We start from the raw sequence: 25047 nt of genomic DNA, 5'->3' as shown, positions 1-25047 counted from the left end.
GGGTTCCTATACCCCATCAGAATTGTGCCCGTGCCGGGTACATATTAAAATACCGTCAGCCAATCGGCTGACGGTATACAAAAATTCAAATTATTAAAGATTTAGCTTACAGAAAGTTCGCAACATTTCCGGAATTCTCCCTCTACTCCTCATACTCCACTAACGGCTGTATCACCCTGGCTATTGTCCCTCCACACGGCGCCTCCTGAAAGAATAGCCCATAATTCTCCCCAAACTGCAGTTTAATCCTCTGGGCAATACTGCGGATAGCCATGCCCTTCTTTTCTTCACTCTTGATATCCGCCAGCATCTTCTTCATTTCTTCCATATCTGCCGTTTCACCGTCATCCTCTACTTCAAAGTAAAGCCTGTCATCCCGCTGGTAAATCCGGATATAGATATTGCCCTCTCTTCCGGTGGGCAGAACTCCATGCTGGATGGCATTTTCCACCAGCGGCTGTATTACAAACCTCATAGTCGCCCATTTTTTCACTCCCTCCTGGATCTCAATATGGAATTGAATCTGGTCTGACACGCGCAGTTCCTGAATGACTATATAATTTTCCATATAGCGCACTTCTGTTTCCACAGAAATAAGCCGGTGTCCCGAATTCAGGGTCAGTCGGTATAAATCTGCAATAGCCAGTACCACTTTTCCTGTCTTCTCCGCTTTTTCCAGCCTGCTCATCCAATATGCCGTATCCAGATTATTATATAGAAAATGAGGATCTACCTGTGCCTGCAGTGCATTTAACTCAGCCTCGGTCTGCAGCACTTTTCCTGTCAGCACTTCATTGACCAGTTCATTCATGCGTTTTGTCATTGCATTGAACTGCCTGCTCAAAATCCCAATCTCGTCATTGCTCTCAAATTCCAGCTGAACGTTGTAATTATCTTCCTTTACTTCCACAATCTTATTCGTCAGCAGCCTCAGCGGCCTTAAAATACTTCTTGCAAAAATAAACGTAATCCAGAAACATAACATCGTACTGACTGCAATTCCCAACAGTAAAAGACTGCGTATCTTACGGTTTTCTGCCAATAATTTAGTAATATCAATACCACTCATAAGGGTCCATCCGGTATCCGATATATCAATTCCATAAACTAAAGTATTCTTTCCACTGTTAATAAAGGGCATCTTTTTAGCACTGCGCACATCCTTTATGTCAGATTCCACCATCTCTGTTTCCCCTGCATTTAGTAATATTTCCCCCTGGGAATCAACCAATGCAATATAACCGGGATACGTGTCTATATACTCCTGAAACTGTTTCTCCGTTTTTGAGACAGGAATATTAATCCACTGTGTTCCCAGTGTTTCTTTCAAATTCTCTGTATTTTGGATGCTCCTCAACAAAGTCAGGTATTCTGCATTCCCATTTTGATCCCTTTCCCCGGTTCCCGTCCATAGAATTTTCCCTTTCATCGCTTCAAGCTGCTTCTCTTGTTCTTCTCCCAGATCATAGGAAGTAAGCCCTCCGGCACTTAAGATCAGACCATTCTTCCCCTGTATAAAAATAGATTTCACAAAATGATTCTGTCCGGTATAAAACATCAGGCTTTTTGCCACCTGGTTCTGGTGGCGTACCCGCTCCTGTTCTGTCATGGATTCAGCCAGCAAGGTGGCACGTACGTCTTGATTTTGAATGATAAAAAGAGACAGGCTGTGGGCATAATCCGTCACATATGTTATATTTTCAGAGATATTATTTAGTATATAGAGAGAGGCCGCCTCCTGCTTCTCCCTCACAATTTCCAATGCCTTTTGATATAAAAGTGTTCCTATGATCGCCATTGGAATCATTGACATGGCAATTGCCAGTAAAAACACCTTAATATTCAAGCTTACAAACCTGGATTTTATCTTCTTCAAGTTATTTTTCCATCCTCTCGCAAGTCAATGTGATTTCTATATTCTTTTGGTGAGTATCCGGTATACTTCTTAAATACCAGGTTGAAATATTTGTAATTCTGGTAGCCTGACTTTTCCGAAACCTGATATATTTTTAAATCCAGATTTTTTAGCAGCTCTTTTGCCATATCGATCCGGAACTGATTCAGATAATCGCTGAAATTCATTCCGGTCTGGGATTTAAATACCTGGCTGAAGTGATTTGGCGTGATATAAAGTTCCGCTACGATCTGGCTGATGCGGATTTCGTCCATATAATGTTTAGCTATGTACTGCATAGATTTCTGTATAATCAAATTATATTTCGCACCTTCTGTAGAATTTAACACCTGTACAGTTTCCCGGCATAGATTCAATATATACCGCTTTAAAGCCGAAAAGCTTCCGATGCCTTCCATCTCCCTTAAGCAGTCCCTGCTCTCCCCCGTCACTTCCAAAGGATTGATGGACATCTCTTCTAAATTAGAAGCCACAATCATCCAGATACGCACACATGCTGTTTTCACCTTTTCAAATTCTGTTTGTTTCTGATAGGCTTCTTCAAAAATGTTCTGAACAATCTCAAGCATTCTGTCCCCATCATACTGAAGCATCGCCTGTACCAGTTCATTTTCTTTCTTCTGGATATTCAGATAAGTTTTCCTCTCTTTTCCCATACTCTCATGATAGTGAATCATATACTCTCCCGGCATATAAGGTCTGCACCGCAGCGCCTGCAGTGCCTCCCGGTAAGATTGCCTTATCTCTTCTATCTTATCTTTACGATCTCCCAGAGATACCGTAATATAGAATCCCAACTCACCCTTTATTTGCTGATAAAGCCTGCTCAAAGCTTCTCTGTCCGCCTTTTCTTCCTGTCCCTGCTCCATCAGGATCACCACAAAATGCGTGCCATTGTCCCGGAACACCGTCTCCTGAGACGACAGTCCCAATATATTTCTTATGGACTCCTCTATGGATTCTTCCAGGCAGCGCCTTTCCTCCACAGAATGCTGTGTCAAAAGGAAAAAATCATCCACCGTAATCAGTAAAACCCGATAACAGGGACCTGCAAACTCAAGGCCCAGCTTTGAAAGCTGCCCTGTCACCTCTTCCCTTCTCGCCTGATCCGTCAATTTCTCACTGATCAAAGCATTCAGCAGCCTGCTGCGCACATAATCGTAATTTTCTTCCACAAAAGTCTGCTGAAAAATTTCCCGTTCCTGACGCGCCTTTTCTTTTTCTATTTCTTTTTTTAATTTTACAACTGTCTCCAGCAATTCATCGGCGTCAATTGGTTTCAGTAGATATTCAAAAACTCCAATCTGCAATGCCTGTTTCGCATAAGAGAAATCATCATAACCACTTAGAATTACAATTTTCATCCACGGGTAAGCACTGCGGATTCTCTTGGATAAGGACAGCCCATCTTCTCTCGGCATCCGAATATCCGTCAAAATAATTTCCGGCTGTAATTCTTTTACTAACTCAAACCCGCTGACTCCATTAGCTGCCTCACCGCAGATCTGAAATCCTTCCTTTTCCCAATCCAGGGAAAGAATAATGCCTTTTCGTACAATAAAATCATCTTCCACAACCAGTATCTTCATAATTTTTAATCCTTTCGGTCCGCTCAGAAACAGACTCCCCGGTTAGTCCACAGTCTCCATTGTAACGTTCCGGATGCTTTCCATCTCTGCATGTTCATATAAATTTACTATAAAACAATCATTTCATATTTGCAATATAAACATCCTTTTCCATGCCACTCTTATCTTTTGTGCTGCACTTCTTACCACGGCTATTGACGAACGGTTTATTCTTCATTATACTTTAAGAAATAAAAACACCACAAAGCGTGTTAAAGGCGGTGAATCTTATCATGATCGGAATCTATTTTAGCGGCACAGGCAATACCAGACATTGCGTAGAAAAATTTACAAAAGCATATGACCCTGAAGCAATCGTTTATTCGATTGAAGACATTCGGCTGCCAGAACTAATCCGCAGTGAAACAGAGATTGTATTTGGATATCCCACACAATACAGCAGCATGCCAAAAATACTGCGCGATTTTATGATCCAAAATCAGGAGCTATGGCAGGGAAAAAAAGTTTTCATTCTGACAACCATGAGAATGTTCAGTGGAGACGGAGCAGGTGTATTGGCAAGACTGCTGGAAACTTTTGGTGCAGCGGTAACCGGCGGTTTACACTTAAAAATGCCAGACAGTATCAGTGATGAAAAAGTTCTGAAAACTACATTAGAAAAGAACAGACAGCTTGTCACAGAATCAGAAGAAAAAATAAAGAAGGCAGTACAAAAATTACAGATGGGCAAACCTCCGCAAGAGGGATTAGGTGCTTTCAGCCATCTTGCCGGGTTGTTTGGTCAAAGGCTGTATTTTTACAATAAAACAAAACGATATACAGACAAGCTAACCATACATTCCAAAAAATGTATCGGATGCGGTAAATGTGTTAAGTTATGCCCTATGAAAAACATCGTTATGGAAAATGGCATTGCCAAATCGGGAGATCAGTGTACTATGTGCTATCGCTGCATTAATCATTGTCCAAAACAGGCAATTACATTATTAGGTCATCGTGTATATGAACAAGGCTGGATAGAAAAATATCTGCAAAAATAAAATACGGAGGAAAGTCTATATGCATACCTTACTCATTTTAAATCTGATCATGCTATTCATAATAAATTTGATTGATTCATGGTACGTGCGAATTTAAGTTACAGTTGTCAATTTTTCAATTTCTGATTTACCTTTACTAACTTGAGAATCCAAAAAAGCATATCTCCAAATAATATTAGTATGAAAGCCGGCAGAAACAGTGATGGTAATTCAATCACTAATGCTGTTTGCATTGTAAGATATCAACCTCTCCATAAAAGTTATGATGCATAGGTACATTTTCTGGTATATTCGTCCAATTCACTATCAGATATATGGCTGTCCCTATTATCATAATAAGACACAACTTATTTATAGCAATATCAAATTTACTATTCTTTATCTTCAACCCATCGCCTCCACAACTTCAAAATTATAGGTATATTCTACCATTTATCAATACCATTAGCAACGATATTATGTACTTACAAAAATACACAAAAAACTATTGACCTTCTCGTCGCGTCAACTTGTATGATAACTATAGATCAGATAGAAAAGGAGCAATAATATGGAAATCAAGAATATACGATCAGATGTAATTTACAAGAAAATGATATCTGTCCCTATGGAAAAAAAGAACGACATATATCGTTATGAAATGATGAAACCCTTTGAGAAAAAATGGGCTTGTTACTGCGTACCGCTCAAGGCGAAGCAGGAAAATGGTTATGACGTAATTATGGCAAGTAATATGTTAGGATATCTGAATCCTTCAGAAATAGATAAGAGCCAGGAAGAAAGCGTTCAGCTGCTGTCTGATGACGCATTTTGGAAAAGCTGCCAGCACTCCATAGAAGACGCACTTGGCCGGTTTGAACATGCCGGTATTGAATTACCGGTTGAGAAATATTTATATACTATTCTGCTTGCAGATCCCAAGAGTCCATATACCATACTTAGCGATGGCTATTCCGGCGACGGCGGCATACCTGGATACATTTTTGGTGCAATTACACCAAACGAATACACCATTGGGCGTATACCGGCTGCCCTCGCTCATGAGTGCAACCATAATGTGCGGTTTCAATTTGAGAAATGGCATGATGATATATCCCTGGCAGGTATGATGGTCACGGAGGGTTTGGCTGAAAACTATGCCACCTTCATCTACGGAGAAGAAAAACTGGGGCCCTGGGTCAGTAAAATAGATATGGACACTCTGGACAACTATATAAAACCACTCATCCGAGATGCCCTGGACGTGAAAGGAATGGATAACTTAACATCATATCTCTATGGGGATGAAATTGCAAAAATGCAGGGTTATTTTCCTGTGGGTCTGCCCTTTTGTGCCGGCTATGCATGTGGGTATTATATGATTAAGCATTATTTAGAAAAGACGTGTAAAACCATTATTGAAGCAACACTTATCCCTACCGATGAAATACTCAGAGAAATAGAGGATTTTTGGGAAGATTAAGGAATGCCAATTGTTATCAGGGCACAGGATTCCATTGTCCTGTACCAGCTTTGTATCAATAAACTGGATCCCATTGGATACTAAGCGGGCACTGAGCTGCGAAATGCATCAGGATTTCACAGCGAATGCCCGCAGGCCCCAAAAAGCGCTCACCCCTTCTCTTTCCGAGCACCTAATTCTTTCAACAGTTATTCTAAAGTTTCTCGTATGAAACCAGTTCATCCACCGGGATACGTGTTTGGCTGTGCCGATTGGGATCCCCTTCTTCTTGGGCAGAATATCCGATCACCAGTATATTAATCGGCTCCAGGTTGGAAGGAATATGAAATTCTTCACGCAGGATATCCGGTTTAAAATAGCAAACCCAGACACTTCCCAGTCCAAGTTCAGTCGCCTGAAGCATCATATGGTCTGTCAGAATTGAAGCATCAATATCCCCTGTCTGCTTTTTATCAAATGGGCGAACCCATGCTTTATTGTGATCTGCACACACAATAATCGCCAACGGTGCATGAAATACATTTGCTGCCTTTTCAATCTTTGCCATACCTTCCGCTTCCTGAACAACCAGCAAATGAACAGGCTGAAGATTTGCCGCAGTCGGCGCTGCATGTGCTGCTTCCAGAATCTGATCCAGCTTTTCTTTTTCTACCTTCTGTTCTGTATAAGAACGCACAGAAGACCTTTTTTTCGCAATCTCAAGAAAACTCATAATTACCTCCTTTAATCAGGGTGTTAAATTGTAGTAAATAGTATCTGCCTGCAGGCAAAGGTTGATATATTTACCAACTTCAGCTATAATTATAGCATTAATATTCATTAGAACAAGTATGCACTTTTATGGTATATAGTACCCAAAAAGATAGTGTAAAAAATACAGAGGTGAAAAAATGAAATGTCCAGGCACATATAACTGTCCCGTGGAAGCCACACTAGAACTGATTGGCGGTAAATACAAAGCACTGATTTTGTTTCATTTGATAGAAGGGACCCTTCGTTTCAGCGAACTGCACCGGAACATTCCAAATGCTACTCCTAAAATGCTGACACAACAGCTTCGGGAGCTGGAACGTGACAACCTGATTTTGCGTACTGTCTATCCGGTTATCCCCCCTAAAGTAGAATATCAGCTTACAGACTTTGGAAAAAGTATTATTCCTGTTCTGGAATCTATGTGTGACTGGGGGAGCAACTATCTTAGCGGGCTTGATCTGACAGTTACTTCCGCGTCATCCGAAACAAAATAAAGCAAAATTCAAAAACCTGTTATTCTATAATCTGAGATTTTCTTTTCTTCTTTTTTTCTGCCTTTTCCTGCCTTTCTTCATACATTTCCCGTATCCAAATTTTAACCGGAGCTTTCCACTGCTCCTTCTTATTTGGGATGTTTTTTATCAGACTTTTCGGATTTAATCCCATTTCTTTTGCCATTCGTATCTCTTCTTCTGATATCCTGCATTTTTTCTTTGCCTCATCCCACAGCTCTTGTTTGTATGCCATTCCAATCCCCTTTCTGACCGTACATTTCTATTTCTTCTTAACTTTTTTTTGATTTTAAGGATAACAATTGTTGGTGTTATTATACCATTCATTTCCAGATAAAACAATTGAGAAGAAGACCGTCTTTTTATTTTGCAAAGAAAACTTGGCAAAACTTATTGACAAGTACGCTTGGCAGATGTATGATAGTAATGTAAAGAAAACTTGGCAACCTAATCAGGAGGTATTGTTATGAATAAAGAACAGATTTTAGCAAGAAGCAGAGCAGAAAAAACAGATGAAGGCATGCAGCAGGCAGAAAACAGAGGACGCAGAATAGGTATCAGCGCCTTTTGCCTTGTATTTATTTTTATAGCTATATTTAACGTATTTAATGGACAGCATAGTTACGCACCCTACGCAATGTTCTGGGCATTTGTTGCAGCCGAGGCATATCCGAAATACCGTTTCACTAAAAATAAGGCATACTTAATATCTACCGTTGCCGGTGCCATTGCTTCCATAGCTTCACTGGCAAGCTTTGTTATAAGTGTGTTGAGGTAAAAATATGGATGAAAAATTAGTACTAAAAAATAATCTGAAAGAAATACGGTCAGAACAAAAGCTCTCACAAAGCCAACTGGCGGAAATGGTGGGCGTATCCAGAAATACCATTAGTTCTATTGAAACAGGGCAGTTTAATCCAACTGCAAAATTAGCTTTGATTTTATGTATTGCATTGGATAAAAAATTCGAAGATCTCTTTTATTTTTAGCAGAGTGGACCGTCCCGCACAGAGATTAAGGTGCCGGATGGTCCATTTACATCCTCCCTTAATCCTGGAACGAATAGCCGGTAATGATATGCTTTGAGTATCTTCTGCAACTTCCAATGGGACGGGAATACTTTACCCATCCGCCATGGAAGCTTCTTACAATCTCCTTATATTTTTTACAGTTTGTAAAATCAACTTTCAAATAACATTGTTATATTGCTTTATCCGGTATTATCAGATATAATAAATGCAAGATAGCTTTATCATATTATATCTAAATTACTTTCTGAAAAGGAGTCCGAATATGGAGATGCCATTTATTGAAAAAGAATATGATATGTTTATAGAAACAATTGAAAACAGCACAAACAAATGTATTTTTGATACCGATATCACTTTTCTTTACGGTAATATAAATTTTTATCAGAGTACTGGCTATACAAAGGAAGAATATTCATCCCTTTTCCCGAATCTCCGTCAGTATTATAGAAATCATACAGATGAATTTTATAAAATCAGAGATTCTTTAACTCATGCTCTTTCCCGGGGCAAAAAAGGTTTTTCTCTGGATTGCCGTTTGCCTGTTAAGAACGGCGGCTTCATTTGGATACGTATCACTGGAACTATCACAAAGGAAACCGTGGATGGACATCCGGTTTTTTATATGATCAACTCAGATATCAGCGATTTGGTTCGGTTGAAAGATGAAAAAACAGAGTATTTTGAGTGGCTGATGGATGAGTATATCGGGAATATCTATATAAGTGATATGGATACTTATGAATTATTATTTATAAACCGCACCGGCACTGAAACTATGAATACAACTTGTGAGGAAGTTATTGGGCGACCTTGTTATGAAGTAATTCAGGGAAGAACCTCACCATGCCCTTTCTGCACCAATGACAGATTACGGACAGATGAATTTTACGAATGGGAATTTTTCAATCCGGTACTCAACAGAACTTTTATGATTAAAAACCGTCAAATTAACTGGTACGGCCACAAGTCACGTATAGAACTGTCCTATGATATGTACAGTTCCGAGTTTAAGCTGGCTAAAAAAGAGCGTGAACGTGAAATTCTACTCCGGACTCTTCCGGGTGGATTTGCCCGTCTGGATGCCAGAGATTACAGAACCATTCTTTGGTATGATGCCGACTTCTTAAGGATGATCGGTTATACAAAAGAACAATTCGAAAAAGAATTGCATTCGACATGTGAATATTTGCATCCCGATGACTTAAAACGTATTGAGCACATGCTAAAAGAAATAGAGGGAACCGAACAGAGTATTATTATGGAAGCCCGGATTATCACACGCAGTGGAGAAACCAAAATCCTGACCGTTACTTTATGCTATGCAAATGGGGAAGACAGCTGGGATGGTATCCCTTCTTTCTACACTGTTGGCATTGATGTGACAAAAGACCGTCGGGAACAGGCACGCCAGCAAACAGCACTGGAAGAAGCCTACATGGCGGCACGGATTGCGAATTCAGCGAAAACTAAATTTCTGTCATCTATGTCCCATGACACTCGTACCCCACTGAATGCTATCATTGGCATGACTGCTATTGCAAGGGCAAATCTTATTGCACCTGAGAAAGTGAATGATTGTCTGAACAAAATTAACACCTCCAGTCAATATCTTTTAAGTCTGATTAATGAAATATTGGATATGTCTCAAATTGAATCCGGAAAAATTGACCTTCATCCCGAAGAAATCAGCCTTCCGAACCTAATACAAAATGTTTCAGATATGTGCAGATCGTTGCTGGAAGAAAAGCATCTGGAATTTGAGGTTTATGTTGGAAAAGTACTCCATGAAAAAATTATAACTGACGGTGACCGCCTGCATCAGGTTTTTATGAATCTGCTCTCCAACGGGATCAAATATACCCCTCCCGGCGGAACCATCAGTCTCAGTATTAATGAATATCAGCCTTTTAGCCAGAATCAGGCCCAATATGAATTTATAGTTACAGACAATGGCATTGGAATGACAAGTGAATATATTCCCCATATTTTTGAACCCTTTTCACGTGCTGAAGATTCTCGTATCAGCAAAGTTCCCGGTACCGGGCTGGGAATGTCTATCACCGAAAATATCGTAAAAATGATGGGCGGCTCCATTGAAGTAAAAAGTGAATTAGGTAAAGGAAGTAAGTTCACGGTTTCCATTCCTTTTCATCTGGCAGACAAAGAAGAATCAGTAAACCACGAGCTGGCAGGGCTGCCTGTTCTGATCATAGAAGACGAGCAAAAAACTTGTGAGAATATTACAGTATTTTTAGAAAAGCTTGGGATGCAGGGATACTGGGCATCATCCTGTGCAGAAGCACTGGGCATCATTTCAGCCGCACATGCCCGTTCAGATGAATTTTCCGCAGTGCTTCTGAACTGGGAGATGCATGAAAGAAATGGCTTGGATACAGTACAAAATATACGCAGATGCCTGGGAGAAAGTATACCTATTATCATTATCACATCCTATAATAACCCAAATATAGAAGATGAGTTCTTGAAAGCAGGAGCAAACGCATTTATTACCAGACCACTCTTTATTTCAAAGATTATAGATGTTTTCCAGTTGTTCTGTTCTGATCATAAAACAGAAGATGATATTGTTGAAGAAGACACAAATATTACTTTGGAGGGAAAACGGATTTTGCTGGTAGAAGACAATGAACTGAATCGTGAAATTGCATTCGAGCTGCTTAGTATGCAGGGAATGCTTATTGAAACAGCCGAAAATGGCCTGGATGCCGTTCAAGCCTTCCGCTCTTCTAACCCAGGATATTATAACGCAATCCTGATGGATATTCAGATGCCCGTGATGGATGGCTATGAAGCAGCCGCAGCAATTCGTCTTCTGGACAGGGATGATGCAAAGACGGTACCCATCCTGGCAATGACCGCTAATGCCTTCATAACCGACATCAGCAAAGCTTACAGTGTCGGTATGAATGATTACATAACAAAGCCTATTGATGTGAATGGGTTAAATAGAACCCTGGAAAAATGGATCCATCAGACTGATAATCACTTCTTATGAAAATACCATTACAATGGGCCGGAAGTCTTATTTGACTTCCGGCTCTTATCATTCCTCTTTTCTTACCGCAATCTTTTGCAATACCCTCTTTTTCTATTGTGAACACATAAAATAAGCGTATTTTATTTAATAGTTACTTTTCTGGACGATGAATAAGATCCGTAAACCTTTGTTTTAGAAGTTGGCTGCATATATCCCCGGATTTTAAATGTATAAGTCTTGCCTTTCTTTAAACCTGATTTTGTATAGGAAGATTTATTTCCATTTTTAGTGGAGATCCTTGTGTATTTTCCTTTTCCCGTTTTCATATAAACCTGTACCCTGTTAGAACTAATTTTCTTCCATGTAAGTTTCGCCTTATTTGATCCGCTTCTCGTTACCTTCAGCTTTGGTTTTACAGGTCTGGTGGCCGTAATAAACGTGGAAGAATGTGATCCTTTTCCTGCGCTGTTGTATGCTGCTACACGGTACTTATATTTTGTTCCGGATTTCTTTTTAGAATCGGTATAAGAAGCCGCTTTTGTTGTCTTAAGGCTACTCCATCTCTTCTTCTTATCATCATAACGGTATACCTTGTAGGATGTGGCACCAGATACCTTTTTCCATGATAACTTAATACTGTCTGTTGTCAGCTTAGCAGCCGTTATGCCGGTGACTTTTCCTGGTTTTTCGATTACTTTTTCCCATTTTGCAGTTAATGTGACATTTAATGTACAGATATCGTTGGATTTAACCATCTGATTACCCATGTACCATCCCACAAATTTATATCCGCTGCGCGCAGGAGTTGGAAGCACTCCATAAGGCTTTCCATTCTGCACTGTAATTGTGGACGGGTTTACCTGACCTCCTGCTGCGTTCAATGTTACTGTATGTTTTACCGGCTGAGGAATATCTTTTGGCGTGACCGTAACAAGGCAGCTTGCAGTCTTGTTGTTATCTTGTGTCGTAACTGTAATTTTTGCTGAACCTTGTGACATTGCCGTTACTTTCCCATTCACATCAACAATTGCCACCGATTTGTTGCTGCTATCCCATTTTACTGCCTGATTGGTTGCATTTTGAGGTGTTATGGCTGCCTTTAAGACTGTATTATTTCCTTCAATGAGAGTGAAATTTGTGGGATCAACTGTTATACCGGTCACATCTACATGGTTCTTAATCTTAATTTCTGCTGATGCTTTAACCTCAGTATCGGCTATTGTTCCCTGAATATGGAAGATTCCTGCTTCTTTCAGAACTTCTTCCGGGATTGTATCCCACTGTACTTCTTTTTCGGTCATTGTTCCATTATTCAATACTGCCGTGATGACAGACGGAAGCTTTGGCTGCACTCCTATATTAGTAGCTGCATAGACTGGTTTGCTGGAAACGATAAATGTCTTGCTTAAATCGGTTGCAAGAGCAACCTCAATTTCAGCCAGTCCCCGTTCCGGTTTCTCCCCATTTCCGCCATGATAATACTTCAGCTCCGGATCTATTGTGAATTTTAATTTCTGTGCACTGAGAGGTTTCTCTAACTTCACTAAGTTATCAGGCTGTCCCTCCCATTGAATGTCAGAAACAATCTGTTCGTGAACAAGGTTTCCAGTGCTGTCAAAAAATTCCAGCTTACCTTCACCGATTTCATTGACTTTATGACCACGGTCAATCAGATTCAGACTTGCGATCATCTGTTCCTCCCCAAAATCCAGTTCTATCCATGGTGACTTATCTCCTCCACGAGCTGCCCATGCAGTCGATTTGTCTCCATCAACAGTCTTAACACCAATATATCGCTCATCCTGATTGGAACCATTTGGATCTCCGTTCTTGTCACGTACAGAAGAAACCGAAACCACAGCATTATCTGCTACATTGGTACCTAACTGGGTAAGGATCATTTTATTACTTTCCACCGTAACTCCATCCACTGTCACCTTTACCTGAATTGTCGATTCAGAGGATCGCGGAATACTATCCTTCATGGTGATTACAGATGACCCTTCCACAACTGACAAATTATCACTGTCCAGTATAAATGTAATCTCTGCGTCAGAAAGATCGGCCGGTTTTCCGTTATTATCCAATGCTTCAATCTCTGATACCACCGGTGATCCAACAGCTATCTTATTTTTATCCACAGAAAGATTCACCTGGGACAAATAATTAACTAATTGCAGATTTCCGTCAGCATCTACATCGATATATATCTGTTTTGATACCGTAATCCCATTTAGCGTTACATCTATGAAAATCTGGGCCCGTCCTTCCGATACGGACAGAGCCTGATTTGCCTCATTGATCTCTACTATTTCAGGATTAGTGCTCTGTATCTGAATCTTCGCCTTGCTCAGATCCATCTCTTCTCCGATTCCGGAAATACCCGTTAGATGGATAGCTGCAGTCTTATCATCTAAAAGTTCTGTCTCTACCGCTACATCTCCCAGCCTTTTTCCCTGATCTATTCCCCGTACCCTTACTTCAAGCACATCCATCAAATCGTCTCTGGCACCGCCCGGGAAACTGATGCGCAGATATCTGCCTTTCTGATTGAGTGGGTATGTATACTTGTCTGAATTATAACGGTATTTTGTATCATTGTCCGGAACGGCTCCCTGTTCCACGGGTATCTCCCAGTTTTCTCCATCCTCACTCGTTTCTATCCGGATAGCACTTGGCGTGTTCCTATAATACCGGTCTTTGTTGTTAAAATAAACACTCACATTTGACAGATCGCACACTGAATTTAAATCCATTGTCATGGCTGGATTCTCATCCTCTTTCGCCGGTGTCCATCTGGAGGTATTTCCACCGTCAGAACTGGTTAAAATGTTATCTGTAAGATCGGCTGGATTGCTGCCGCTTGTCACTTCTGGTACGATATTATTACTTAAAACAGTATTCGGTAATATTCTCAGATAATTTCTATTGGTCGTATAGGTTACTCCATCAACTGTAATATCAGCCCAGATTGCAACATTTTCCTCTTCTGAAACGCATCTGTTAAAAACTACTTCGTCATCTTTAACTGCCAGAAGGTCCAGATCTTCAACCTCATGTGCCTGCCAGTAGATATCCGGATCCGAGGTCTGTCCTCCTGCCTGGCCGCTGCAGACTCCATAATGCCATGTGATATTGTCATAAGAAAGGAGGTTCACTCCGCCCCCTTTTTGGGTGCGCCCTTCAAAAGTCACCGGAATATTGATGTCTGATGAAAATTTACCAAATGCCTCTTTTCCATCAGTACGCAATACTACACCTATTAGTTCTTCATTTGAAGTGATACTTCCATCTTCTTTTACCTGAACATGATAAGTGTCGACTGCTGCCTCTCCCTCATACTCTGCTGTTACACGTATGGTTGTATTTCCAGGATGCCCGGCTGTTACCAGTCCATTCTGATCAACTGATGCAACCGATGCATCATCACTGCTATAGGTAAGATCTGCATCTGCGAATACATTGGTAAAGTTCTTCAGATAGGCTTCTGCACGCAACTGCAGTTCGGATTTGTTTTCCTGGCTGCTGAATAATTTCACACCAGTAAGCTTGAAACTGCGGGTGTCATTATCCGTGGTGATTTTGATAATGGTATCCACAGGATCTTCTTTGACCGAAGAAGTATCGATGGTGATGTAATTCTTTCCATCCTTTGACTCTACACTATAGGGCAGTGCTATTCCTTCATTAAGCCACTCCACATTGGTTACATTATAATCAAATGGCCCTGCATAGACACTCTCCTGACCGGTAAATCCTTTTTTTGCCCTGCCATTTCCAATTGTATTCTCTACCATATGCATATACACGAATTGGTCTCGGGCAACGGAATATCCCCATTCAGGCCCCTCCCCGTATTTTGCAGTCAGGAATGGCTCTTTATCGGTATTCTCATGGTAGCCTTCCTTTTTTTCATAAGTGTCAAAATAGTACGGCATTGTTCCAAACAGGGATTCGTGCAAGTCAGGCTTTCCATCATTGGCCATCCACAAGTTTACATTGTCACGTATTTCCAGGAAACGCTGTGCATTCAGTGGTCCCTGATAATATGCGTCTTTAATCCCACTACTATAATTCTTGCCAGCCCAGTCAACACCCCGGATAGCGATGATCATCTGATCGTAATTTGGCACCATACCATGTCCGATATTATTGATGATGAATTCTGCCCACAAACGCCAATCATCTCTTGTATGTCCTCCCGCATATCCTGACCAGGCATCCATCTCATCAATAATAGGGTGCGACCATGCCTCATCAACCGTATATTTATTCTGATTCCACATATTCGTTTCCCAATGACCCCCATGGGTATATGGCATTGCTCCGGTATACTCCGTCTCCAGAATTGTCAAATCATTATCGCTGACTTCATTTCGGTCGTTTGCCTGTATAAGGGTATAGTCATTGTAAGCACGCACAGCGCTCCACATAGCATCAGTATTTCCTTTTCCTTCCGGATTCCCGTCAAAGAACAGATACTTAGGATCATAACGAACCACAAGATCCTCCACATTCCGGAAAAATCCGCTGGAGTTGTTGACACGGGGATCTTTGGTCTGATTAGACCCCTCAGAAGCATAGTACAGACCAAACCTCATTCCATGACGTTCTACTGCTTCTTTTGCCTCCTGCAGCATGTCTTTTGGCTGAGCTACCCCTTCCTCATTTAGTTCCAGTGTGTTGGGATGCTGATTAACAGCTGCACCATTTGGGTCACCTGGATAGGCACCAGGCGCCGGCCAGTAATATACACCCTGTACCGCTTCCGTAGACAGCATCGTCATGCCTGCTTTTTTTGCACGTTCTGCCCAGGTATCAAATGAAAAATTTGGATCCCAAAACTGGGTATATGCTCCTGTATCATGGGACAATGCGGACATTTTCCCTTCTTCAAACCACTTGCTTGGACGCTCTTTTACGATTATTTTCGTCTCTTTTACTGCTGTCCGTTTATCTGCATCCGTCACCTGAACGGTAAATGAATACTCACCTTGTGTTTCACAGAAACCATCGATAACCCCTTCTTTATCCATCGTCAGGCCATCCGGTAAATTACCCTCTGTGATCTCCCACTCATACCCCGGGCTGCCGCCTGCCGCCTGGAACCGAAACCTTGAAGCCTGCGGTCCCTCTTTTGCATTCGTCCTGTGAATAGCTTTATTCCATACGTATGGGGATTCCACATATCCGTAAGGCATCTCATTCTCAGGATACAGATTTGCAGCAAGATCTGCATTACGACTTTCAAATGCTTCCCTGTCGATGTCCAATCCCTGAGTAACAATCTGAAGCGCTGAAACAGTATCGCCTTCCACCGAATACTCCAGATCGGGAATCTCATTTCCGGAAGCATCACTGATTCTGGCATAGAATCCCAGATAATATACCCTGTCATGTTTGATTTCAAACAAAACTTTATTCCAGCCTCTATTCAGCGTGATATCGGCTTTGTATTTGTCTTTCTCCGTTGACTCCACTGCATTTGTATTCTGATCCACCAGAGCATCGTTCACATAGACTTTATGCAGACCACTGGTCACAAACTGCAGTTGAGCATTCTGCTCTTTGGGACTGTATATGTAAGTATGTGCATAGGTATACTTGCCTTGAACATCCAGTCCTTGCTTTACGGTAAAATATCCATACAGATCCTGATAATCATCGGTATTACGGTTGAAAATACGGTCATCCAAGTACTGCCACTGCGTACCACTGCTGCTAAACTCTTCTCCCAGGGTTGGCCTGATGCCTTCCTTCTGCAAATTTTCTCTGTGTTCTTCCGTAGTCTCAAGCATCTCCACTGCCTGGACATCGGGAGTTTCATTTTGATCTTCTTCTGGTTCAACTCCGTTCTCTTCAATAGTATCACTGTTCCCGGCTGTTTCTTCTATGACCTCATCCGTTTCACTCTGGTTCTCTGTTTCTACCATGACTGCAGCGTCCTCTTTGCCGATAGTCCGTTCCGAATTAATTCCCGCTAATAAGGACGTATCACTCGGCCCAGCCACCAACCATGTATTAATAAATGGCGCGGTTCCAACTACAGTCATAGCGTGGGCCTTCAGCCCGATTGTTCCTGCATCGATAGAGGTGACTGTAACCATTGCCGCCAAGCCAATAGCAACAGCACGTCTCACCAATCTGGAACGTTTCTTTTTCACTTTCATTTTTTATCTCTCCTTTTTCCTTAAAATGTGGATACCGCATATCCATCCTGTATGTCATCCCCCATCCACTTGTACCGGATTCTAACACTCCACTTTTTCTTTTTCCACATCAATTTTTAATTTCCACATAGTTTTTTAAGGATTCTAACACTCTATTTTTTAACAATGACTCTATTTTTTAATACTTGTACCAGAATTGATTGGTATAAAGACAATAAATGGCCGCAGACATAAATTGTCTACGGCCAATATGATAACTTATCTATTATCTAATTCTTAATAACACAACCGGATCCTTTTCTTAACTATCTCTGAAACTGCCTCCCTTCCTGCTCCCAGATATTTCTTAGGATCTATGTTATCCGGATTTTTCTCCATATTTAACTTCACTGCCTTTGTAAATACATTTCTTAAATCTGTTGCATAATTTACTTTGCAGATCCCATTTTTAATACATTCTTTTACGATCTCATCCGGCACGCCAGATGTTCCATGTAATACCAGGGGAATGTCAACTGCTGCTTTTATTTCTTTCAGGCGATTTATATCCAGTTTAGGTTCCCCCTTATAAAATCCGTGCGCCGTACCGATTGCAACAGCCAGACTGTCCACCTTTGTTCTTTCAGCAAATTCAACCGCTTCTGCTGCATTGGTGAGCAATACGGATTCAGATGTTAAACCGTCTTCTTTTCCTCCGACACTGCCCAGCTCTGCTTCTACAGATACCCCAAGAATTTTACCCAGCTCGGAAACCCTGGAGGTTAAAGCAACATTATCCTCAAAATTTAATTGCGAGCCGTCAATCATCACGGAGGAATATCCTTCTTTCATTGCCCTGGCAGCTAATTCATAGGACGAACCGTGATCTAAATGCAGTGCAACGGGAACTCTTGTATTTCTGATTGCATTCCTGACACATGCTGTGAAAAAGTCCAGTCCTGCATAATTTACACTGGAGGGGGTTGTCTGTAAAATTACGGGACAGTTTAATTCTTCTGCTGCCTGTATGACTCCCTGTACCGTCTCCATATTTTCCACATTAAACGCAGGAACAGCATATCCATTTTCCTGTGCCTTACAGAGAAGTTCTTTTACCGATGCAAATTCCATTTCATGATACCTCCATCTTTTGAATTTTTATCTGCTCTCTATATTTACAGAAACCTTCCTGGCTGCACATCTGGGTTCCCTTCAAAACTAAAGAGGCTGCAGAAGCTGCCATTCCGTAACGGAGCATTTCCTGTATAGGCAGCTTTTCTTCTAAGGCCGCACAGATTCCGGCAACCATAGAGTCTCCTGCACCCTGGATACCCTGGATTTCCAACAGAAGTCCCTGGGAATAAAATGCCTCTTGTTTATCACATATAACGGCTCCTTTTTCACCCAGTGATACACACACTACCTCCACTCCCTTTTCCAGTATCTCTCTTGCCAAAAGCACTACTTCTTCTATTGTTTTACACTTTTTACCAAACGCAGTCTCTAACTCAAATAAATTTGGTTTTATCAGGTATGGTTTCGCTTTGATTCCTTCTAATAGAAAATCCTTTTCTGCATCTAAAATAATTTTGACAGGATATACAGACAACTCTTCTAAAATCTCCCTGTATATCGTAGTGTCCACTCCAACAGGAGCACTTCCGCCTATGACTACAAGACTGCTTCTTGCCGCATGTTCTTTTATTACAGACTTTAGTTTATAAATGTCTTCTTTTGTAACTTCACTTCCATATTCATTTAATTCTGTCAGTATATTCGTTTCCCGGTCTAATATCTTTGTGTTTGTCCGAAGCCGGCCTTCTACCCATACAAATTCAGATGTTATCCCATAATCATCTAACGTATTTTCTAAAACCTTGCCGTTTCCTTTATAATTGAATCCCAGACATTCCACGTCTTTGCCAATTCTTTTCACTGCAATGCCAACATTAATTGCTTTGCCCGACGCTTCCTCACAGGAATCCACGACACGGTTCAGCTGGCCATATTGGAATCCTGATACAAGAATGCTTTTATCAATGCATGGATTTAGATTTACAGCAGTAATCATATTCGTTCTCCCCCTTTCCTATGCTTCATATATTCCATACTCTAAGACAGTATCTACAAATGCCTGAATGTTTTCTGCCGGTACATCAAATTGTGTATTATGTATGGGCGTAAATACGCATCCCCCTCCCGGCATTAAGATATCCAGCCTCTCTTTGACCTGATTTCTCACATCTGACGGTGATCCGCCGGGATATACCGTCTGGCTGTCCACACCGGCTCCCCAGAATACCAGATCATTTCCAAATTCTGCTTTCAGCTCTGCAGGATCCATACGATAGGAATTTGCCTGTATCGGGTTTAAAATATCACAACCGGCTTCTATAAAATAAGGTATTATATTTCGAATGGAACCACAGCTATGGAACATAGTCTTTACATCAGAATTCTCATGTACACAGTCACACATCTTTTTATAATTTGGCATATAAAGTTCCTGAAATACTGCGGGACTGAACAATTCTCCTGTCTGTGTTCCAAAATCAGTAGTTGAAATTAAAATGGTATCAATATAACTGCCAACTGCCTGAAGATACATTTCTATATTTTTCACTGCCATGTCACCTGCTGCTCCCAGTATTTCCTCTGCGTATTCCGGTTCGGATACCAAGATACACAGCCATTCCGTAAAAGGATGGCCTGCAAATATACCAGTGGTTCCCAGTTTCCCTTTTAAAGCTCCCCCATGTATGGAATAGTCTGTAGTCTCATACATCAGTTTTGCTCTCTTTTCTAAAATGCGCAGTTCTTCATCCGTATAAAGGGTAACTGATTTCTTAAACTGTTCTGTGTCCATCATGGTTATTTCCTTTGACAAATCCAACGGCGGATTAGCCAGCCGTTCAAAATAGCTGCCTGTTGATGCCATATTTGCCACATGCCTGCCATTTATATCAAACAATGCAATATCACCATTATTTTCGATTTCATATTGAAAATCCCCCGGCATTAAAATAGTATTTCCAGCCGTATTTTTCCAGGGCTTCCAGTCCGAATTGCGATATCCCCAGGTCTCATACAGATTTTCTAATTGAAGTACATCACTATGGAGCCATCTTCTGACTGGCTCTTCTACCCGCGCCAACATTTGAAACTGTTCATAACATCTTGGGAGCTCAGTATCAATCCCCAGGTACTTACCGATTTTAATATATTCATCCACATGTATTCCTGTTGTTTTAGTCCCTCCGATATCAATTGGAACACGGTCCGGCTCCTTATGCGCAATTGCCGCTCTTACACGTTCTCTGGATGTCATCATCATTTATTCTCCCCTCTCATTTGAATATACCTGCTCATAGCCTCAAAAATAATACTTACAGAAACTGCTCCCGGGTCAGGCAAGCCAATGGATAATTTACCATAAGATTCTGCCCTTCCTTTCTTCGCACAATATTTCTTACTGGCTTCTACGCCATTTTTTGCTGCAGTCCAGGCCTGCTTCACACTTTCTGACAGACTTAACTTATTTCTGCTGCATTCCTCCAGTGCCTGAACAGCCGGCTCATAACTATCGAGCATGGTCTTATCACCCACTTTTGCCTTGCCTCTGAGCTTGATATTATCCAATGACTTTTGCATCATTTTACTTAAGGTATCTAAATCCAGTACATTCGTCTGCGGAGCGGCACCATAGCCGCTAATGAACATAGTTCCAAATATCACTCCGGAAGCACCGCCCATGGCATCTAATAATGTCATACCGATTTCCTTGAAAAGTTCATTTACCGTATCGAATTCCATCTTGTCCAGTGCCTCATCAACAGCCCGAAATCCTATTGCCATTCCGATCCCATGATCACCGTCTCCGATGATTTTATCAATATCAGTCAACTGTTGTTCACTGGATATAATCTGCCGGGAAATAAACCGGAACATCTCTTTAACCTCTTTTATTTCCAGATAATCCTTCATTTTATCTCCTCCCCCTTCTATACCTTTGCCCGATAAGTATACATAGGCGTATAAGAATCCAGGTTATAATACTTTTTTAAATGAGGATCCAGTTTCATAAGCGTCACACTGATTCCTCCCATTCCGGGTGCTGTAAAGAAATTTCCCACTTCTGTTTTAAAAACCGTTATTTCTTTATGGCTTAAATACTGATGAAGGCTGTTACTGATTATGGAGAGTTCCATATTGGAAGTTGCTCCTTTGCCATTTACCAACAGAAGTACTTCATCTCCCCCGGTAAGATTCATATCTGCAATCAGGTAATCCAGAATCTTTTCTGCAAGCTGGTCTGCTGTGGGCATCTGCATTTTCAGAATACCCGGTTCCCCATTAAATCCCATACCAATTTCAACGGTTCCAGCTGGCATTTCATACATGGGCATTCCGGTTTCAGGTCGGTATCCCGGCCAGAAAGTAACAGAGACACTTCCAATCTGATCCCTGGCTCTGATGGCTGTCTGCTCCACTTCCTCTAAAGTCAGGCCGCAGGCTGCTGCTCCTGCCGCAGCTTTAATCACACACATAATACCGGCAATTCCCCTTCTGTTCTCCTGGTTTTCTTTGGGAGCATGTAAGATATCATCTTTTACAAATACTGCCCTGGCCTTAATTCCCTCATAACCGCATAATTCTACAGCGAGTTCATAATTGAGAACATCACCTATATAGTTTCCCGTAATCATAAGTACTCCATCCTCATGATACATCTGACGTATGGTCTTCAGCAATGCAGTTGCAGAAGGTGCTGCATAAATATTCCCGCTGACAATGGCATCTGCCATCCTTTCCCCTGCATATCCTATATACATTGGCTCGCAGCCTGCACCTCCACCTGCAATGACCATGACCCTGGGGGCTGTATTTTTAACACGAATTGCTTTTACACCCTCCACTTTTTCCAGCAGGTCACAATTGGAACGGATGTACCCCTCTATCATCTCCTCTACCATATCTTCCGGCCGGTTCTTTATTGTATTCATATGACATCTCCTCTTCATACAGGCTGTAACTTTCCTTCTTTATTCTGCCTTTATTTTTAATCGGTCCATAATTACTGCGAATGCAATAATGACTCCCATTGCCACCTTCTGCCAGTAGGAATTCACCTGCATTAAGCTTAATCCATTATTGATAATCCCTATGGCAATAATTCCGATAATCGTGTTCGGGATTCCTCCAGTACCTCCAACCAGACTGGTTCCTCCCATAACAGCTGCTGCAATGGCAAATTGTTCATATCCTTCAGCTGCTGCCGGCTGTCCAGTTCCTATTTTAGCCGAGAGGCAGATTCCTGCAAAAGCGGATAAACCTGCACAGATCATATAAACGGATGTTTTGATTTTATTAACACCGATTCCGCTTAATTTTGCTACCTCTTCATTGCTTCCAACTGCATAAATATGCCTGCCATATGCGGTCTTGCTGAGTATAATGTGGGATACCACCAGGACTATTACCGTCAGGATTACAATGAATGGAACGGGACCGACATATCCCTGCCCAATCCATAAAAAACTTTCCGGTAGCTCATATACGGGCTTGCTGTTGGTTAAGAGGTAACATACGCCTCTTGCTGCATTCATCATTGCTAACGTGGCAATAAAAGGTGCCACATTGAACTTGCAGATAATAACTGCGGATATTCCTCCAATTACAATGGCTACCGCAGCGGAAAGCAGGATACCAACGAGTAAAGTCATCCCTATATTCATTGCAGGCAGCTGTTTGCAAAGAAGAGCACCCAGAATACCGTTTAAGGCACATACCGGTCCAACCGATAAATCAATCCCTCCCGTTAACAGAACAAACGTCATCCCGGTTGCTATAAATGCATTAATAGAAATCTGAATCAGCACATTAATTAAGTTTTCTTTAGAAGCAAATCGTGGCTCCACTATGAAAATGATGAGACACAAAATCAGGAGAAATCCAATCAGCGCATATTGTTTTGCTATTTTTCCCATGTTTATTTTATTCTTTCCCATTGTTCTACCTCATTAATTTAAGTATTATTGATATCATCATTGTCAGGATACTGCTGTACTGGCTAAATGCATGATAACTTCTTCTGTTAATTCATGGTTGTCCAGGCATCCGGTAATCCTGCCTTCACACATTACATAGATGCGGTCACAGATTCCCAGCAGCTCCGGCAATTCGGAAGAAACCACTAAGATGCTTCCACCGTCTTTTGTAAACTGATTCATCAACGTATAAATCTCAAATTTTGCCCCGACATCAATTCCCCTGGTAGGCTCATCCAGTAATAAAATCTTAGATCCAGCCAAAAGCCACTTGGCAATGACGATCTTCTGCTGGTTGCCGCCGCTTAAATTCTTAGAAACGGTATTACTGCCGGGCGTTTTTATCTTCAGCTTCTGAATATATTCCTCGCTGCTTTTATTTTCCCAATTGACATCTACAAATCCCATCTTCGTTTTCTTTTTTACACTGGGCAAGGTGATATTGTCCTTTACGGATTTCTTTAACATCACCCCTTGCATGCGCCTGTCTTCCGGAACTAAACCAATTCCCCTTTCGATTGCCTGCATCGGCTGTTCGATCCGCACCTCTTTCTGGTACAGCTTCATTATACCGTCTTCAAAAGGCTCTGCCCCGAAAATCCCTCTTAGTACTTCCGTTCTGCCGGCTCCAATTAATCCTGCAATCCCTACGATTTCCCCTTGTCCCACCTCAATACTTACGTTTTGAAATGCCTTATTCCTGGATACTTTGATTAATTCCAATACAGGTTTCTCAATCGTTTTACCGCTTCTGTCTATGTACGTTTTGATCTCTCTGCCAACCATCAGCGAGACTAACCCCTTTTCGTCTATATCCTGCATAGGGACGGTCTTGATATAACACCCATCCCGCAAAATGGATACTTTATCAGCAATTGTAAACAATTCCTTTAATCTGTGGGAAATGTAAATTATTGCCACCTTCTCTTCTTTTAACTTTTTAATAATGCGAAAAAGGGCTTCTACCTCCTGCTCTGAAATAGAAGAAGTAGGTTCATCCATAATGACCACCCTGGCATTTTGGGATATCGCTCTTGCTATTTCAACCATTTGTTTCTCAGCAGCACTTAATTTTTTTACCAGATCATTCGGTTTGATCTTCAGCCCCAGCATCGATAAAATATCCTGCGACTCTTTTTTCATCCGGGTTTTATCCAGAAATCCATTTTTCTGCTTCGGCTCTCTGCCCAGGTAAATATTCTCGGCAACCGTCAGATCCGGTATCACACTTAATTCCTGGTGTATTACGCTGATTCCACTGTCTAATGCCTGCTTCGCATTATCAAAATTACACGTTTTCCCCTCATAGATCATTTCGCCACTGTCTTTTTTATATACACCGCTGATAATTTTAATCAGCGTAGATTTCCCGGCTCCGTTTTCACCCAACAAAGCGTGTACCTCTCCTGCATAGAACTCCAGATTTACATCTGTCAGGGCCTTTACACCCGGAAATTCCTTTACAATATGTTTCATTTGAATCATCGGCTGTTTTTCCATCCCGTGTACCTCTTTGTATTTTCCATAACCTTATTTTATAAAGACCCGATC

The 25047-nt window shown here is 41.3% G+C and carries 19 protein-coding genes; 6 read left to right on the top strand and 13 right to left on the bottom strand.

Going from position 1 to position 25047, the window contains the following annotated elements; genetic code table 11:
- Nucleotides 1-142: 142 nt before the first annotated feature.
- Together CD03_RS35780 and CD03_RS35775 are read right to left on the bottom strand one after the other, a co-directional pair.
- A complete protein-coding gene (locus tag CD03_RS35780) occupies nucleotides 143-1876 on the bottom strand; it encodes a cache domain-containing sensor histidine kinase (RefSeq protein WP_052377662.1) in 1734 nt (577 codons plus the stop codon).
- A complete protein-coding gene (locus CD03_RS35775) occupies nucleotides 1873-3504 on the bottom strand; it encodes a response regulator (RefSeq protein ID WP_027292587.1) in 1632 nt (543 codons plus the stop codon). The genes CD03_RS35780 and CD03_RS35775 overlap by 4 nt, the downstream gene beginning before the upstream one ends.
- Nucleotides 3505-3776: 272 nt before the next feature.
- On the opposite strand from CD03_RS35775, the gene CD03_RS0104380 reads away from it, so the two are divergent.
- The gene (locus CD03_RS0104380; protein ID WP_027292586.1) at nucleotides 3777-4544 is read left to right on the top strand and encodes an EFR1 family ferrodoxin; all 768 of its coding nucleotides are present in this window, start codon (nucleotides 3777-3779) and stop codon (nucleotides 4542-4544) included.
- Nucleotides 4545-4761: 217 nt separating this feature from the next.
- On the opposite strand, the gene CD03_RS39830 is transcribed toward CD03_RS0104380, so the two are convergent.
- Nucleotides 4762-4878, bottom strand: a complete 117-nt coding sequence (locus CD03_RS39830; protein WP_442969719.1) for a DUF1648 domain-containing protein — start codon at nucleotides 4876-4878, stop codon at nucleotides 4762-4764.
- A 216-nt stretch (nucleotides 4879-5094) separates the two neighbouring features.
- Between CD03_RS39830 and CD03_RS0104370 the strand changes: the two genes are divergently transcribed.
- Nucleotides 5095-6006 (top strand): DUF2268 domain-containing protein, encoded by a 912-nt coding sequence (locus CD03_RS0104370; RefSeq protein ID WP_027292585.1) that lies wholly within the window; start codon nucleotides 5095-5097, stop codon nucleotides 6004-6006.
- A gap of 193 nt (nucleotides 6007-6199) precedes the next feature.
- Here CD03_RS0104370 and CD03_RS0104360 read toward each other — a convergent pair whose 3' ends face one another.
- The gene (locus CD03_RS0104360) at nucleotides 6200-6718 is read right to left on the bottom strand and encodes a nitroreductase family protein (protein ID WP_027292584.1); all 519 of its coding nucleotides are present in this window, start codon (nucleotides 6716-6718) and stop codon (nucleotides 6200-6202) included.
- 178 nt (nucleotides 6719-6896) lie between these two features.
- Here CD03_RS0104360 and CD03_RS0104355 point away from each other — a divergent pair, with 178 nt between their 5' ends.
- Nucleotides 6897-7253, top strand: a complete 357-nt coding sequence (locus tag CD03_RS0104355) for a winged helix-turn-helix transcriptional regulator (protein ID WP_027292583.1) — start codon at nucleotides 6897-6899, stop codon at nucleotides 7251-7253.
- 19 nt (nucleotides 7254-7272) lie between these two features.
- Here CD03_RS0104355 and CD03_RS0104350 read toward each other — a convergent pair whose 3' ends face one another.
- The gene (locus CD03_RS0104350; protein ID WP_027292582.1) at nucleotides 7273-7506 is read right to left on the bottom strand and encodes a hypothetical protein; all 234 of its coding nucleotides are present in this window, start codon (nucleotides 7504-7506) and stop codon (nucleotides 7273-7275) included.
- A gap of 231 nt (nucleotides 7507-7737) precedes the next feature.
- Here CD03_RS0104350 and CD03_RS0104340 point away from each other — a divergent pair, with 231 nt between their 5' ends.
- The 3 genes from CD03_RS0104340 to CD03_RS0104330 all read left to right on the top strand — a co-directional run bounded on the left by CD03_RS0104340 (nucleotide 7738) and on the right by CD03_RS0104330 (nucleotide 11318).
- Nucleotides 7738-8049, top strand: coding sequence for a DUF6442 family protein (locus tag CD03_RS0104340; protein WP_027292581.1), 312 nt, complete (start codon nucleotides 7738-7740; stop codon nucleotides 8047-8049).
- A gap of 4 nt (nucleotides 8050-8053) precedes the next feature.
- Nucleotides 8054-8260, top strand: a complete 207-nt coding sequence (locus CD03_RS0104335; RefSeq protein WP_027292580.1) for a helix-turn-helix transcriptional regulator — start codon at nucleotides 8054-8056, stop codon at nucleotides 8258-8260.
- A gap of 304 nt (nucleotides 8261-8564) precedes the next feature.
- Nucleotides 8565-11318: a PAS domain-containing hybrid sensor histidine kinase/response regulator gene (locus tag CD03_RS0104330; protein ID WP_242849037.1), complete on the top strand. Its 2754-nt coding sequence runs from the start codon at nucleotides 8565-8567 to the stop codon at nucleotides 11316-11318.
- A gap of 122 nt (nucleotides 11319-11440) precedes the next feature.
- Here the strand turns inward: CD03_RS0104330 and CD03_RS32360 are convergent, their stop codons facing one another.
- From CD03_RS32360 to CD03_RS0104290, 8 genes are all read right to left on the bottom strand, one after another.
- The gene (locus CD03_RS32360; protein WP_052377661.1) at nucleotides 11441-17470 is read right to left on the bottom strand and encodes an Ig-like domain-containing protein; all 6030 of its coding nucleotides are present in this window, start codon (nucleotides 17468-17470) and stop codon (nucleotides 11441-11443) included.
- Between the two features lie 276 nt (nucleotides 17471-17746).
- Nucleotides 17747-18580: a class II fructose-bisphosphate aldolase gene (locus tag CD03_RS0104320; RefSeq protein WP_027292578.1), complete on the bottom strand. Its 834-nt coding sequence runs from the start codon at nucleotides 18578-18580 to the stop codon at nucleotides 17747-17749.
- A 1-nt stretch (nucleotide 18581) separates the two neighbouring features.
- Nucleotides 18582-19520, bottom strand: coding sequence for a 1-phosphofructokinase family hexose kinase (locus tag CD03_RS0104315; protein WP_027292577.1), 939 nt, complete (start codon nucleotides 19518-19520; stop codon nucleotides 18582-18584).
- A gap of 18 nt (nucleotides 19521-19538) precedes the next feature.
- Nucleotides 19539-20783 carry a uroporphyrinogen decarboxylase family protein gene (locus tag CD03_RS35770; protein ID WP_081820110.1) on the bottom strand — a complete coding sequence of 415 codons (1245 nt, stop codon included), beginning with the start codon at nucleotides 20781-20783 and terminating at the stop codon, nucleotides 19539-19541.
- Nucleotides 20780-21433, bottom strand: a complete 654-nt coding sequence (gene dhaL / locus CD03_RS0104305; protein ID WP_044288899.1) for a dihydroxyacetone kinase subunit DhaL — start codon at nucleotides 21431-21433, stop codon at nucleotides 20780-20782. The genes CD03_RS35770 and dhaL overlap by 4 nt, the downstream gene beginning before the upstream one ends.
- A gap of 17 nt (nucleotides 21434-21450) precedes the next feature.
- Nucleotides 21451-22452, bottom strand: a complete 1002-nt coding sequence (locus tag CD03_RS0104300; RefSeq protein ID WP_027292575.1) for a dihydroxyacetone kinase subunit DhaK — start codon at nucleotides 22450-22452, stop codon at nucleotides 21451-21453.
- 39 nt (nucleotides 22453-22491) lie between these two features.
- A complete protein-coding gene (locus CD03_RS0104295) occupies nucleotides 22492-23457 on the bottom strand; it encodes an ABC transporter permease (RefSeq protein WP_027292574.1) in 966 nt (321 codons plus the stop codon).
- A 42-nt stretch (nucleotides 23458-23499) separates the two neighbouring features.
- The gene (locus CD03_RS0104290) at nucleotides 23500-24996 is read right to left on the bottom strand and encodes a sugar ABC transporter ATP-binding protein (RefSeq protein ID WP_197041621.1); all 1497 of its coding nucleotides are present in this window, start codon (nucleotides 24994-24996) and stop codon (nucleotides 23500-23502) included.
- Nucleotides 24997-25047: the final 51 nt, after the last annotated feature.

This window comes from Robinsoniella sp. KNHs210 (assembly GCF_000686105.1).
Classification (GTDB): domain Bacteria; phylum Bacillota; class Clostridia; order Lachnospirales; family Lachnospiraceae; genus Robinsoniella; species Robinsoniella peoriensis.
Note: the sequence above shows the minus strand (reverse complement) of the source record. Positions and strands in the feature narration are given on the sequence as shown.